Source organism: Comamonadaceae bacterium OTU4NAUVB1 (assembly GCA_024372625.1).
Classification (GTDB): Bacteria; Pseudomonadota; Gammaproteobacteria; order Burkholderiales; family Burkholderiaceae_C; genus Variovorax.
Genome location: CP099603.1, coordinates 182,066 through 195,939 on the forward strand (window position 1 = coordinate 182,066; position 13,874 = coordinate 195,939).

Sequence of the window (13,874 nt, forward strand, 5' to 3'; positions counted from 1 at the left end):
CTCCCGGTTCAGCGGATCTGCGCGAGCAGCGGCGCGCCCTGGACCACGACGCGGTTGTCCGCGCCCAGGCCCCGGGTCACGACCACCGTGCCGGCGTCCAGCGGTCGGAACGCCACAGGCTGGGCGATGTAGCGCTCGGCACCGGACTTGATCCAGACGATGGGCTCGTTGGCGGCATTGCGTGCGATGGCGGCGGCGGGCAGGACGAAGCCCTTGACCCGTTCATCGGACGACGCGAGCACGGTGACCGGCTGCCCGACCGCGAGCGGCAACGCCGTGCCGGCCTGGCTGGCTTCGGCCCGGAAGGTCAGCGGCAGCACGCCATCGCGCAACGAACGCGCCGCGCCCAGGAAGGTGAGCTTCACGGCCGGTGTCCCCTGCAGCGAGGCCGCTCGCACGCGTGCGGCCAGCGCCGGATCGGACGTCGTCGCCTCCACCAGCACGCGGGTTGGGTCGATCACCTCGAACAGCACGTCGCGGGCCTCGACGATCTGGCCGACGACCGCATCGGCGCGCGCGATGACGCCCGAGACCGGCGCCACCAGCGACTCGCGGGTCGAGATGCTCGTGGCGATCAGCCGCTCGCGCGTCGCCAGGCTCTGCAGTTCGGCCCGTGCCGCCTCGATGTCCTTGCGCGGCACCGTGCCCTCCAGGGCCTCGAGCCGCTGGACGCGCTGGGCCGCGAGCATGCGGCCACTGCGCAGTTCGGCCAACTGCGATTGCTGGGCGGCCAGGGCGTAGGGTTCCGCATGGTGCTGGACCTGCACCAGCACCTCGCCCTTGCGCACGGTCTGTCCGGCGACCGGCAAGCCGCGCGGCCCGGGCATCACCCGACCACCGTGCACGGCCTGCGCCCGGCCGCTGGCGTTGGGGTCGACCACCACGCGGCCCGGCAGCTCCAGGGTCACCGCCGCCTCGCTCTCCGGTGCGATCGCGGTCCGGATGCCCAGCCGGCGCTGGGCCAGCATGGGCACCTGCACGCTGCCGTCGGGCAGCCGGGCGAGACCCGACGCCGTGCGGGTGCTCCCCGGCGCATCGAGGTGTTCCCCGTTGGGGCCATGGGCGCCGGGTGACGCCAGCGAGGTCACCGGCCCGCCCAACGCCAGGGCGGCCACTCCCGCGGCCAGATTCGCCCTGTGGGCGTTCAGGAAGGAAAACGACATGACGGTCAGGCGGCTCATCGAGCGGCTCCGGTGGATGGGGGGGACGAGCGGCCGCGCCGCAGCCAGAGGATCAGACCCAGGGCGGCCAGCACGGCGCCGGCGATCCACGCCTTGAGCGGAACGCCGTGACCCGGGTCGTTCCCCGGCGCACGACCATGCCCGTGGCCGGCCATCTCGGCCGCGTCGGCAGCGTTGGCCGTGGCATCGCCGGTCGTGCGCAGCGAGCCGTCGAGCAGGTCGGTGTCGTTGCCCGCCAGGACGGTGACCACCAGGGCGTGCTCGCCGGGCGTCCGCAACGCCTTGAGGAACGCCGGATCGTCCACCGCATAGTCGCCCTGGTCCGGATGGAAGCTGGCGACCGCCTTCAGGTTGCCCGACGCCACCTCGACCTGGGCCTCGAGCACGGGCTCGCTGGTCTCGAAACGGTTGACGAGCATCGACAGTTCGCCGGTGCGCAGGACGGCGACGAGCTCGAACGTCTCGGAGCTGGCTTCCATGCGTGGCGCACCACGGCCGCTGGCCGTCGCGCCGTGCGCCGGTCCGTCGAGGTGTTCGCCGTTGGGACCATGGGCACCGGGCGCGGCCCAGGCGGCGGCGCCCGCCACGGTCATCAGCGCCGTCAGCAGGCATCCGCGCAGCCGGCGGAAGAGGGTCGGCCGAGTGCCGGGAGCGGGACAGGTCATGGAAGAACCCCCAGGGCTTGTTGACGTTGAGCGTGCGCCAGGCCGAGTGCGGCGCGCTGGCGGACCAGCGCCGCATCGGCGCGCGCGGCGGCGTTCACGGTGCGCAGCAGTTCGGGCAGGGGCGTCTCCCCGGCCTTGAAGGAGCGCTCGACCAGTTGCGCGCGCTCGCGCAGCAGCGCGGCGCGGGTGCGCGCCGTCGCCAGTTGTCGTGCCGCACGCACGAGCGCGCTGCGCGTGGTCTGCAGCTCCGCATCCAGCTGGTCGTTCAGGCGCCGCGCGTTGGCCTCGGCCACTTCGAGCTCACCCGCCGCGGCCGCCTGCAGCGGCGCGTTGCGCCCGTCGGTGCCGAACGGAATGCGCAGGCCCACGCCCAGGCCACGCCGGGTCACCTGTCCGAGGCCTGGAACCTCCTCGCGGTACCTGACGCTCAGTTCGGGCGCGTCGCGTCGAAAGCGGGTGACGACATCGAACCGGCGTCGGGCGCGCTCGACGGCCTGGCTGGCCAGACGCCGTTCGGGATGGTCCGCCACCGGGGAGATCGCCGTCTCGGCACTGGCTTCGACGTCGGCGGGCAGTGTCAGCACGGGCAACGCGTCCAGGCCCGTGATGGTTTGCCATTGCAGACGCAGCGCCTGCTGGCGTTGCACGGCGTCGCTTTGCAGGGCATCGGCCTCCAGGGCTTCACCTTGTGCGGCCAGCGTGTCCGAACGTGCCAGGTCGCCGGCGTTCACACGGCGCCGCACGTCCTCGGCGAGGCCCTGAAGGTAGCGCTGCTCGGCACCGAGGGCCTGCACGTCCGCCTCGGCCGCCGACGCTCGCCACGCGAGGTCGCGCACCTGGCCGGCCACGCGCAGGCGTGCGGCCTCGATGCCGATGTCGGCCAGCCCGGTCTCGGCTTCGGCCACCGCCATCCGGGCGTCGCGCTGACCCGGCAGCCACAGCGGCCAGGCGATGCCGACTTCGGTCTCGCGGCGTCCCGCGTTGGACTGGGCGCGGTCGTTGAGGTGGTTGATCTCCAGCGCGGGCGGCAGGGCCGAGAGGCTGCTCGCGGCGATGCGCTCGGCGGCCGCGCGCCGTGTCTGCGCGTTGGCCTCGGAGGCCTGCACGGCACGCTGCCAGGCCGCGTCGACGGCCTGGGCGAGGGTAGGCGCACCCGCCGAGCCCGGCGGTGCAGGAGGAAACGGGGTTGTCTGCGCGGTGGCAGGCAAGGCGCCTCCCCAGAACGTGAGACCTGCGACGGCGCAGGACACGAACCATGGAACGTGTTTCAAGGGATTCCCGATCGACTTGCCGGTGGTCCGGATGAGCCCCGGCGTCACGCGTCAGCGTGACGACCGGTGCCATGGGGGTCACCCGCGTGAAAACGACCCAACCGCGCGGACGCAGGATGGGCGAGGACGTTTTCAGGCGATCGGTCGGGGAGGCCGTCGCGGCCCGTCGGGCGGTGGCGCGGGCAGGGCCACCTCGATGGCCGTCGAAGGATGCGATCCCCGGACAGGCGCGAACGTCAAGGAAGGCGTGGTCCAGATGGCATGGACGCTCAGGCAGCCATCGGCGACGACGTGCTGGAGCGATTCGTCGGAATCGTCGCGGGTCACCGTGCCGTCCTCATGGTGGTGGTGCTTCTCTTCCTGCCAGTGCAGCAGGGCGTGGGACGTCGCTTCCGTCGTGCCGAAGGCCGTGGCCTGGCCCGCGATGGCAACCACCTGCCAGAACGCAGAGATGACGAGAAGAACGAGGACGAGTCCGCGGCGCATCCCTCAAGTCTAGCTCGGGCATCGCGGCCTACGCAGCCGGACCCATGACGAAGCAGGTCTTCGAGGGTGGAACGAACGACCGGAAGCCGCGACATCGATCACGTCACCGCCGGTGATGAAGCGATCGCGCGTCCCAAGGCATTCGCGACGCGAAGCGCCACGTGCTCCGGGGCTTTCTCCGTGCCTGGAGACGATACGCGCTCGGGTCGGGCTCCATTCGTCTGAATCGGACGCGAGGATGCCGTCGGCTTTTCGAACGACGCCCTGTCTACCTGCCCGGCTGGCCCGAGGTGATCGTCACGCCGTTGCCTCCCTGCAGCGTGGTGCCCTGGGTGGTGCGGTCGCTGTCCATCAGGAACCTGGCGGTGCCGGAGATGTCCTTGGTCGTGGCGGGTTGCGCCGCGGCCGCGGTCGAACCCGTGCCGTGCGGCGTCGACGCCGATGCCGGCGTGGTCGCGGTCGAGGCCGGCGTCGCCGGCGTTCCGGTCGCCGAGGGCGCCGGTGTCGTGCGCTCCCTGGACGCGGAGCCCGCCAGCGACCCGCCGACCTCGAGCGAGCTCGACGTGCTGACCGCGTCCTTCACCACCACCGCGCCTCCCGCGCCGACCGCGACGGCGCCGCCGGCCTTCACCCGCGTGCCTTCCAGCGTCGTGTTGCCGCCCGAGCCGATGGCCACGTTGCCGCCGCTGCGGATGCTCGCGCCCTGCGCGGTGTCGCTGGCGCTCTGGCCGAAGTTGCCCGAAAGCCCGACCGAACCCTCCCGGCTTGTCGTCGTCGAACCCGCACCCGTGCCGCCCGTGCCGCCCGCCGCCCCCTTCGTCGTGCTCGACGTCGCACCGCCCAGCGACGCGGCGACGCCCACGTCCTGCGTGCTCGACGTGCTGCGCGCGGCGTCGAAGGCCACGTTGCCGCCGGCCTTGACCGACGCGTCGCCGCCGCTGGACAGCGCGGTGCCGGTGAAGGTCGCGTTGCCGCCGGCATTCACGCTCAGCGGTCCGCCGTTGGTGATGCTGCCGGCCACGGCGTCGCTGCTGCTCGCGGTCGACTGCTGGTAGCTGCCCTCGACGTCGAAGCCCTTCGAACTCTTCGAGCCACCGCCGGCACCGCCTTTCTTGCCGACCGTGACGTCGGCCGACGCACCGATGGCCGTGTCCTTCGAGGTGGCGGTGTTCTTCGCCGCGTCGAAGGCGACATTGCCGCCGGCGTTGATGGCCGCAGCGCCGCCGGCTTCGACCTTGGTCCCCTCGAAGCGCGCGTCGCCGGCGGTGTTGACCGTGACGTTGCCGCCGGACTTGATGCCGCCGACCACCGCCGTGCTGCTGCTCGCGCCCTGCTTGCCGTTGTCGTAGCTGGCGCCGACGCTCACGCTCTTGTTGGCGATGTCGACGCCGACCGAGGCGCCGGCCTGGGTCTTGTCGGCACTGCTGCTGGCCGTGTTCTGCGCCGCCGAATGCTCGAGGCTGCCGGCGCCCAGTGTCACGTCGCGGCCGGCCGAGATGTGGGTGCCTTCGAGGCTGGTCCTGCCGCTCGACGTGCTGTTGACACTGCCGCCGACCTTCACGTTCGACACCACCGCGTTGCTGCTGGCGGAACGCGAACGCTCCTGCTGGTTCTCGTACGTGGCCCGCACGCCGGCCCCGGCGCCCGAGCTGTTCTCCAGCTTCGCCTTGCCATCGGCCGACACGCTCGCGTTCGCGCCGGCGGAGGCCTCGGCGAAGCCGCCGAGCTTGCCGGTGTTGGTCTCGGTGCTCGACGCGCGGTAGGTCGTGTCGGCCGCGGCCTTGCTCGTGATCGTCGTGGCCGACTGGTTCAGGTTGCCGCCGGCGCCGATCTGCGTGCCGACGTCGGTGATGCCGCCGGTCGCGGTGCGGTTGATGTCGCCGCCGGCCGTGATGCCCGACGTGACGGCGGTGGTCGCGCCGTCGACCGTCCTGGTCTGGGTGTTGCTGCCGTAGAAGCCCATCTCCAGGCTGGCCGACGCGTTGACCGAGGTCTCGGCCTTGGGCTTCAGGCCAGTCTCGGCGCTCGCGCCGGCCGTCGCGCCGGCCTTGCCGCTCTGGTACTGGCCGACCGACGTGGTGGTGCTGCTGGTGCGCGTCTCGCTCACGTCGTTCACCGCGCCGAAGGTCATGTTCTTCGCCTTCACGTCGACGTTGCCACCCGCGCCGACCTGGGAGCCCTGCACGTTCAGGTCGTTCGACGCGTTGAGCGTCATGTTGCCGCCCGACGTGATGCCCGAACCCTGGTGCCGGATGTCGAGCGTGTCCTTGGTGGTGGTCGAACTCTGCAGGTAGTCGAGCTTGTTCTCGACGCCGGCGCTGGCCTGCGCGTTGGCCTGCGCGTCGGCGCTGGGCAGCCCGACGCCCTTGCCCGATGCGCCGGTCGCGCTGTTGGCGTTGGCGCTCGCATCGGCGCTCGCACCGGCGTTGCTCTGGCTGCTGCCCATCAGGCCGACCGCGGTCGACGTCGTGGTGGTGCTCGACGTGGCCACGTCCTTGGCGGCGACCACGTTGATGTTCTGCGCGTTGACGGTGGCGTTGCCGCCGGCGTCGACCTTCGAGCCGACCAGATTCACGTCCTTTTTCGCATCCACGCTCAGATCCCCGCCGAAACTCAGCCGCGAACCGACGTTCTTCAGGTCCGTGGTCCGGCGGGTGGTCACATCGACCGCCAGGACCTGCAGACCGCCGCTCGACGTCGAGCCGGTCGAGGCCTCGGCGCCGGCACCGGCCGATGCCAGGCCCTTGCCCGCCGACGCCTGGGCGCCGGCGCTCGATCCGGCGGTGTTCTGCGTGCCGCCGTTGACGATCTTCCCGACGCTGGTGCTGACGGTCGAGGTGTTGGTCTCGTCGTAGTTGCGTCCGGCCAGCACGTTGACGTTGGTGCCGCTGATCGCGCCCTTGCCGGCCACGTCGACGCTCGAGCCCTGGACCGTCACGTCGTTCTTCGCCGCGAGGCTGGCGTCGCCGCCGACCTCGAAGGTGCTCCCCACGTTGCGCACCGACAGCGAATCGGTGGTGGTCTTGCTCGACCCGAAGAGCGCGCCGCCCATGCCGATGCCCGAGGCCTGACTGGTGGTGCGGCTGGTCGTCGTGTTCTCGCGCGCCAGGATGTTCAGGTTGCCGCCGGCGTTCAGGTCCGCGTTGCCACCGACCCTGGTGTCGGTGCCGGCGAGCGTGATGTCCTTGCCGGACGTCATCGCGAGGTTGCCGCCGGTCGTCAGGCCCGACTTAACCTGTTCGACCTTCGTGGTCGTGGTAGTCGTCGTTCCGGTGCCGCCGTCCTGCCGATAGGCGCCGCGCGTGGTGTCGGTGGTCTTGTTCTCGATCGTGTCGAAGGTGATGCCGCCACCCGCCTTCAGGCTCGCGTCGCCGCCGGCCGACAGGGTGGCGCCGAGGTTGGTGATGTCCCTGGCGGCGTCCAGCGACAGGTTGCCGGTGGCGGTGATGCCGGCCGTCTTGCCGATGTCGGTGACGTAACGCTCGCCATCGCCGGAACCCGACACGCTCGTCCGGTTGACGATGCCGCCTTGCGTCGAGCTCACCGCGACGTCGCCGCCGGTGATCGTGCCCGAGGTGTTGGTCACGTCGCCCACGGAGACGATCTTCAGCGTCTTGCCGCCGGCGATGGTGCCGCCGGCGTTGGTCAGCGAGGTCAGGCTCAGGTTGGCGTTCTCCGCGCTGATGACGGCGCCCCCGGTGATGCCCGCGCGCGTCGCCTGCGACAGGTAGACCACCGGCGCGAGCACCACCTGCCCGCCGACCTCGGTCTGCACCATCCAGACGATGTCCTGCGTGAGGGCGGCCTGCTGCGCCGGCGTGAGCGCCTGTCCGTAGGCGAGGCCGAGGTCCTTGCTCTCGGCCGCCGCCTGGTCCATCAGCCGCCGGACCTGCGTCGACGCGTTCTGCGCGCCGGCCAGGATCGCATTGCCGGTCTGCGCGACCAGCTGCTGGCGGATCAGGTAGGCCTCGTAGCCGGCGTCGCCGAGGCGCCGCACCAGCACGTCGGGGCTGAAGCCGAGCAGGTTCGAGAGGTAGTCCGATCCGACCGAGGTCGAGCCGACCTGGTAGCGCGGATTGGTCTCGACGAGGAAGCCGGCCCGCGGCGTCGCCGCGGTCACGAAATAGCCGTTGACGTTGGTCGGCAACGACACGGTCGTGCCGCCGAAGGTCGCGCCCCTGACGCCGTTGCCCGCGTTGGCCGCGACGAAGGAGACCGCGTTGCTGCCGTCGAGCGTGCGCACGCCGGTCGCCGTGGTCGAGAGCAGGCGCGCGAGCGATTGCACGGCGGCGGGGGACAGCGCCGGTCGGCCGGTGGTGCCGGTCGCGCCGGCGAAGCCCGCCGACGCGGCGAGCGCGGCATCGCCGGTGCTGATGCCACGGGTCCCGTTTTCGACGACCGCGCTGCCGACGCCGTACAGGGCCGGATTCGACGAGTCCAGACGATCCGTCGGCTTCCCGATCTCACCGTTGGCGACGTTGCTCCGCGTCGGAGCGGCGGCCGCAGCCGCGCTGACGGCCGCGCCCGCTTTTCCCGCGCTGATCGCAGGCTGCGTCGCGCCGTTGTTGGTCAATGCGACGTTCGAACCATCGAGCGATCCGGCGAAGATGCCCGCCCCGACGGCGGCACCGCTCGTGCTGACGCTCGTGATCGCCCCCGGGACCCAATCGTTGCGATATTTGGCGGCCAGGTCCGCCAGACCCGCCCAGTAGATCTGGTGTTCGGACTTCTGTGTGTATTCGGCGTGCCGCAGCGCCAGGTCGTCGTTGACGAAGGTGGCGCCGGTGCCGACGCCGGTCAGGGTGACGGTTCCGCCTGAAATCAGGCCGCCCGTATTGGCGCCGGCGTTGAAGCGCAAGGTGACGAGCCCGTTGCCGACCACTTGCGGCCGATTGGTGGGAATCGCCGTGGTGTAGTACTGGTCCTGGGACCATTTGTTGTCGTAATACCAGACCTCGTAGTCGCCAGCGGTTCGTCCCGACTCGGTATGGGCATGCGAAAGGGCGTAGGACGTCTGGGTCGTGGTGGTGGCGGATCTGGCGCCCCAGGCTCGCGTATCGCCGCCCGGCACCTCGTTGCGCAGGGTCGTCGCTGTGAGCTGGATGCCGCCATCGCTGTAGATGGTGCTGTTGTTGACGATCGTCGTCGCCTGCAGGTCGACCTGGCGTCCAGCGTTGACAGTGCCCTGGTAGCCGGTCGAGGTCCCGACATTGGTCAGCGTTCCCGCGCTGGCCGATGCACTCAACGTGTCGCCCGCATAAAGGGCGCCCCGATTGGTCAGGTCGCCGGTCGTCGCGCGCACGGTGACGTTGCGTAGCGCCGCGATACCACCGTTCGTGGAATTGACGATGGACGGCGCGTTGACCGCGAGATCGTGGCCCGAGAACAGCAGCCCGTTGTTGACCAGCGTGCTGGCGACGGTCAGCGTCGTGATGCCGGTTCGGGCGCCGTCCTTCGAGCCGATCAGCGCCGATTTGCCGCCGGCCATTGTCAGGGTGCCGACGGAGACGGTCATGTTGCCCTCGGAGGAAAGCGTGCCGCCCGAGGTGCCGCCGGCCAGCGCGATGCGTGTGAGCGAGGCGCTCAGCGTGTCGCCGACCACCGTGCCCCCGTCGGCGACATTCAGCACGCTGGTGCCGTTGCCGGTGACCGAAAGCAGGCCGCCGCTTTCCAGCAGGCCGCCGACGTCGGCCGTGTAACCGCCGGTCGAACGGCTGCGCAGCGTGACGTCGCCGGCGGCATAGGTGATGCCGGTGTTGTCGAAACCGCCGCTGCCGACGCCGATGTCGAGCGCGCCTACCGATTGCAGCGTGCCGTCGTTGACGATGCGCGTCGCGCTGATGGTGCCCTTTCCGGTCGCGTCAGTCGCGCCGGTGATGACACCGGTGGCAGTGTTCGTCAGCGTGTTCACCACAGAGATCGCACTGGCCTGACTTTTGCCGCCCTGCACGATGCCGCCGTTGGTCAGGTTGCCGGCCGCAAGGGCCAGGGCGTCGCCGATCAGGCGACCCTTCGTCGTGGCGCTGCCGGCGTTGACGAGCGTGTCGGCGGCGTCGATGCGCAGCGTGCTCCCCGCCTGCAGCGTGCCGGTGGTGTCGACATTCACGGTGGCGGCGGTGGCACTCAGGCTGCCCGCAGCCAGGATCGTGCCGCCCGTTCCCAGCGCGGCGGCGGTGTAGTTCGCGCTGCCCAGGCTCTGCATCAACCCGTCGTTTCGCAACGTGCCGCTCACGGTAACGACGTCGCTCGCCGTCCCTTGCGTGGAGAGCAGCCAGTTGCCGGTGTTCTCCAGGCTGGCGGCTTCGACCGTGGTGGCGTTGGCGCGGATCAACCCGGTATTGCGCAGTGAACCGGTGGTCCGCAGCGTCGCCCGTCCGGCGGCCGCCGCGAGCGCTCCGCCGTTGAGGATCGTGCCGGCGGAAAGATCGACATCCGCGCCCTTCACCAGCGCGTCGACGCGGTTGTCGAAGACCGTGCCGGTGCTCAGTCGCAGTGCCGCGCCGGCCTGCAGGATGCCGGCGGACGCATTCCGGAAGTCGGCCGTGGTCGTCACGGCGAGCGCCGCTGCCGCGGACAGTGTGCCGCTGTTGTCGACGCCGACCGCGCTGATGTCGGCGCCACGCCGACTCTGCAGCGTGCCGCTGTTGGTCAGGCGTCCGGCGACGTCGATCGTGTCGTCGGCGCCACCGCCTTGCGTCGACAGCAGCCAGATGCCGCTGTTCGAGAGGCTCGACGCGCTCACCCGGCTGCCGTCGGCGGCCTGAATGCGCCCGGTCGAGGTGTCGGTGCCGCGTTGCGTGTTGGTAAGCGATGCGGCCTTCACGGTCAGCGTGGTGCCGGCGAGCATCACGCCGGTGTTGGCGAGGGCTTGCGAGCCGGTGCCGTTTTGGTCGGCGATGTCGAGCGCGGTGCCGGCATGGAGGCCGCCGCCGTTGTCGAGCCGGCTGGCCACGCGCAGGGTCGCCGCACCGCCATTGGCGACCAGGTTGCCGGCATTGTCGAGCACGTCGGCCTGCAGGCCCAGGTCCACGGCCTTGACGAGTCCGCCGCCCGCGTTGGTCAGGGTGGCGCCGCTGGAAAGCGTCGCGGTCCGGCCGGACTGCACCGTGCCGCGGTTGGCGAAATCGCCCGGCGTGGCGGCGTTCAGGTTGCCCGCGGCGTACAGCACGCCGCTGTTGTCGACGCTTCCCGCGGTGACGGTCGTGTCGCCACCGCCCTGGAACGTTCCGCTGTTGTCGAGCCGGCCGCCGACGATGACCGTGTTGGACGCGCCCGGCTGCGTCGACAGCACCCAGCTGCCGCTGTTCGACAGGCTCGTCGCGGTGATGTCGCTGGCGGTGGCGGCCTGCACACGGCCGGTGGTGGTGTCGGCGCCGACCTGGCGGTTCGACACCGCGGCGCCCTTCAGCGTCAATGCCGCGTCGCTCAGCATGACGCCGGTGTTGGCGACCGATTCGCCCGCGCCGCCGCGGCGGTCGGCGATGTCGAGCGCCTGCCGGGCGTACAGCATGCCGCTGTTGACCAGCGCGCCGTCGACGCGCAGCGTCTGCGCACCGGCGTCCGCCGTGACGGTGCCGGCGTTGTCGAGGCCGGTCGCCGTGATGGCGACGCTCTGCGCCTTGACCAGCGCGCCGGCGGCGTTGCCGAAGCGCCCGCCGGCGGTCAGGTCGAGCGCGCTGCCCGCCTCCACCACACCGCGCGTGCCGTCGAAGTCACCGGCGGTCGAGGCCGTGAGCGCCGTCGCGGTGACGATCACGCCGCTGTTGGCGACGCTGCCGGCGGCGACCGTCGCGGCGCCTTCGCTCTGCAGCGTGCCGCTGTTGGCGAACGCGCCGCCGACGCTCACGCGGTCGACGGCACCGGCGCGGGTCGACAGCAGCCAGGTGCCGGCGTTGTCGAGACTGCCCGCCGTCAACCTGCTGCCTGTGTCGGCCTGCACGAAGCCGGTGTTGTTCACGTTGCCGCTGGCACTCGCGACCAGGGTCGTGCCGGCGAGCAGCGTGCCGCCGTTGAGGAGGCTCGCGGCGGCGATGTCCGCCGAGGTGCCCGACTGGATGCGCCCGCTCGCGGTGTTGCCGTCGAGCTGCACGTTGGCGAGCGCCGACGCCTTGATCGCCAGCGCGGCGTCGGTCATGACCAGCCCGGTGTTCGAGAACCCCGCGCCGCCGCCGGCCTTGCGATCGGCGATGTCGAGCGCGCCCTGCGCGTAGATCACGCCGCGGTTGTCGGTGGCGCCGTCGACGCGAAGGGTCGCCGCCCCACCGGTGGCCGCCAGCGAGCCGCTGTTGACCAGTCCCCCGGCCGTGAGCGCGAGGCCGGTCGCGCCCTGCAGCACGCCGGCGTTGTCGACGTTGCCCGCGTCGACCGCGACCGCGCCGGCGCCCTGCATGGTGCCGCCGTTGCGCAGTGCGCCGCCCACCGCCACCGTGTCTGTCCCGCCGCCGCGTTGCGACAGCAGCCAGCCGCCCTGGTTGTCGACGCTGCTGGCTGCCACGGTGCTGCCGGACTGCGCCTGGACGATGGCGCCCGCGGCATTGACGACTCCGGCCGCCTTCAGCGCCAACGCGCGGTCGGCGATGAGTTGCCCGGTGTTTGCGACCGCCTGCGTCTCGCCGCCGCCGAGGTCGGCGATGTCGATGTCCTGCGCCGCGTGCAGTGTGCCGCTGTTGGCGACGGTGCCGTTGGCGCGCAGCGTGGCGTTGCCCGCATCCGAGGTCACCGTGCCGACGTTGACGATGCCATTGCCCGCCGCCAGCGACAGGTCGCCGCCGCGCGACTGCAGCGTGCCGCCGGCGTCGATGCCGATGCGTCCGCTGGCCGACAGCCGCAGGTCGCCGGCCGACTGAAGCACCGCCAGGCCGAGCGCGAGATCGCCGTCGTCGGCGCTGGCGATCAGCGTGCCGCCACGGCTGAAGAGCTGCGTCGCCGCCGTGGTCGCCAGGCTGCCGAAGCGCCCGCGGACATCGTCGCCGGCCTGCCAGTTCGTCGCGCCGAGCACGGCGTTCCCACGGATGGCGAGATCGATCGCGCCGCCCGCGCTGCGCTGGTTGGCGTTGGGGGAGCTGGCGGTGCTGGCGGCGTCGAGCAGGCTCGCCGCGCCAATGGCGAGGTCGGTGCCGGCGACCAGCGCGCTGCCGGCGATCGATGCGCCGCCGCGCGCGGCGAGGGCGGTGCGGCCAGTCGAACTCAGGCTGGCGTCGGTCAGCGCGATGGCGACCGCGTCCGGCGCGGCGCTGGCGATGGCGATGTCGCCGGCCGCCGAGACGCGGTTCTGCAGTTCGACGCGTCCGGCGGCGGACAGCGTGAAGTCACCCGCGCTCGCCGCCGCGTCGCCGGCCATGCGCACGCCGACGCCGGCCTCGGTGGCCAGCAGGCGGATGCGGTTGGCGTACATGCCGCCCAGCGCCGACGTGTCGATCGCGTACGTGGGCGTGGCGCCGGTCGCGGCGGCGTTGCCGTCGACGGCGCGGGTGGTGTAGTTCCAGCGGTTCAGGCCGGTCGCGACGCTCACGTCGCGGCCGTTGACCGGCGCCTCGGCGCGCAGCGCGCGCGTGACCAGGTCGAGCACCTGCTGCGCGCTGGCGTCGAGCCCCGTGCCGGTGATCAGGATGTCGCCCTGTCCGACCGCGAAGCCGCCGAGGCCGCCGTTGGTCGCCAGGAACGGGCTGCCGGTGGTCAGCGTCACGCGGTCGGTGTTGATGAAGCCGCAGCCCGAGCAGGTGATGCCGTACGGGTTGGCGAGGATGACATCGGCCCGGCCGCCGAGCACCTCGGTGAACCCGGCGAGCGTGCTGCGGTTGTTGGCCACGACCTCGTTGAGGATGGTGCCGGCCTGCGTCGTCAGGTTCATGTTCGCCGTGACCTGACCGGCCAGCTGCGACTGGCGCGCGACCACGTCGTTGTTGCCGTTGTTGAGCACCAGCCCGTTCGCGTTGACGTTGTAGGTCGTGTAGCGGTTGTGCGAGAGGCCGGCCGCATTGGGCGTGGCGATGTTCACGACCGACACGCCGTTGGGCGCGACATAGGTGGTCGTGTTGCCCGCGTTGCCCGGGCTCACGACCACCGACGACACCGGCTGCGCGCCGGCCACGGGCGCGAGGCTCGCCCCGGCGAGCGCGGCCGCCATGGCCGGGCCCGTGGCGCGGACGACGGCGCGCCGGACGCTTCCACGGGCCGACTTGCCGTGCGCGGTCGCGTTCTCGGCGACGGCGGCCCAGGTGCCCGTGGTCGCGTTCCAGATGTTGCGGTAGATGTGGTTCATGGTCGCCCGG

At 71.7% G+C, this 13,874-nt stretch carries 5 protein-coding genes; all 5 read right to left on the reverse strand.

The window, feature by feature from the left end:
• Positions 1-8: 8 nt before the first annotated feature.
• The 5 genes from NF681_00875 to NF681_00895 all read right to left on the reverse strand — a co-directional run bounded on the left by NF681_00875 (position 9) and on the right by NF681_00895 (position 13,864).
• The gene (locus NF681_00875) at positions 9-1,181 is read right to left on the reverse strand and encodes an efflux RND transporter periplasmic adaptor subunit (GenBank protein UST52560.1); all 1,173 of its coding nucleotides are present in this window, start codon (positions 1,179-1,181) and stop codon (positions 9-11) included.
• Entirely contained in the window at positions 1,178-1,846 is a 669-nt protein-coding gene (locus tag NF681_00880) for a hypothetical protein (GenBank protein ID UST52561.1), read from the reverse strand. The genes NF681_00875 and NF681_00880 overlap by 4 nt, the downstream gene beginning before the upstream one ends.
• Positions 1,843-3,054: a TolC family protein gene (locus NF681_00885; GenBank protein ID UST52562.1), complete on the reverse strand. Its 1,212-nt coding sequence runs from the start codon at positions 3,052-3,054 to the stop codon at positions 1,843-1,845. The genes NF681_00880 and NF681_00885 overlap by 4 nt, the downstream gene beginning before the upstream one ends.
• A 195-nt stretch (positions 3,055-3,249) precedes the next feature.
• Positions 3,250-3,603 (reverse strand): hypothetical protein, encoded by a 354-nt coding sequence (locus tag NF681_00890; GenBank protein ID UST52563.1) that lies wholly within the window; start codon positions 3,601-3,603, stop codon positions 3,250-3,252.
• A gap of 268 nt (positions 3,604-3,871) precedes the next feature.
• Complete coding sequence (locus NF681_00895; protein UST52564.1) at positions 3,872-13,864, reverse strand: hemagglutinin repeat-containing protein; 9,993 nt, start codon at positions 13,862-13,864, stop codon at positions 3,872-3,874.
• Between the last annotated feature and the right edge of the window lie 10 nt (positions 13,865-13,874).

What these genes read in the sequence shown, in the direction of transcription:
- NF681_00875 (UST52560.1), bottom strand. Translation starts at nt 1,181, where the DNA reads ATGAGCCGCCTGACCGTCATGTCGTTTTCCTTCCTGAACGCCCACAGG.
- NF681_00895 (UST52564.1), bottom strand. Translation starts at nt 13,864, where the DNA reads ATGAACCACATCTACCGCAACATCTGGAACGCGACCACGGGCACCTGG.
- NF681_00880 (UST52561.1), bottom strand. Translation starts at nt 1,846, where the DNA reads ATGACCTGTCCCGCTCCCGGCACTCGGCCGACCCTCTTCCGCCGGCTG.
- NF681_00890 (UST52563.1), bottom strand. Translation starts at nt 3,603, where the DNA reads ATGCGCCGCGGACTCGTCCTCGTTCTTCTCGTCATCTCTGCGTTCTGG.